1 protein-coding gene is annotated in these 661 nt (G+C 60.1%); it reads right to left on the bottom strand.

The annotated features are described in order from the left end of the window. A partial coding sequence (locus C5F48_RS24380; RefSeq protein WP_146170784.1) for an efflux RND transporter permease subunit occupies window positions 1-661 on the bottom strand: 661 nt, incomplete at both ends.

Raw genomic sequence — 661 nt, 5'->3', positions numbered from 1 at the left:
CGGACGACGAGCCTTTCGAAGTCGTCGATGAACGTGAAGACGACCGGAATGACCACGAGGCTGAGGAAGGTCGAAGTGATGAGACCACCGATCACCACAACGCCCATCGGCTGGCGGAAGCTGGGGTCGCCCGATACCAAGCTGAACGCCGCAGGAACCATGCCGCCGGCCATGGCGATTGTCGTCATGATGATCGGGCGCGCGCGTTTGTGGCAGGCGTCGACCAATGCATCGAAGCGACCCATCCCAGTATGTCGGGCAGTGATCGCATATTCGACCAGCAGGATCGAATTCTTCGAGACGATGCCCATCAGCAGCAGCAAGCCGATGACTGCGGGCATCGAGAAACTGGCCCCGAGGAGAACCAGCGGCAACAGGGCTCCGCCGAGCGCCAGAGGCAAGGCCATCAGGATCGTCACGGGCTGCAGGAAGTCGTGGAAGAGCAGGACGAGGACCGCGTAGATGAAGAAGATCCCGATCGCCATGGACGTCGCGAAGGAGGTGAACAGTTCGGACTGCCGTTTCAGATCCCCTTCCTCGACATTGGTCACTCCTGCCGGAAGGTTCTTATACGCCTCCAGCGCTTCCACCTCGGTCATCACGTCCGAGAGGTTGCGGCCGTTGAGCTCAATCGTGATCGAGACTATTTCTTCTGCGGTCC

Origin of the sequence: Cereibacter changlensis JA139 (assembly GCF_003034985.1) — a bacterium.
Classification (GTDB): Bacteria; Pseudomonadota; Alphaproteobacteria; order Rhodobacterales; family Rhodobacteraceae; genus Cereibacter; species Cereibacter changlensis.
The sequence above is the reverse complement of the archived record's forward strand: the minus strand, read 5'-3'. Positions and strand labels throughout refer to the sequence as shown.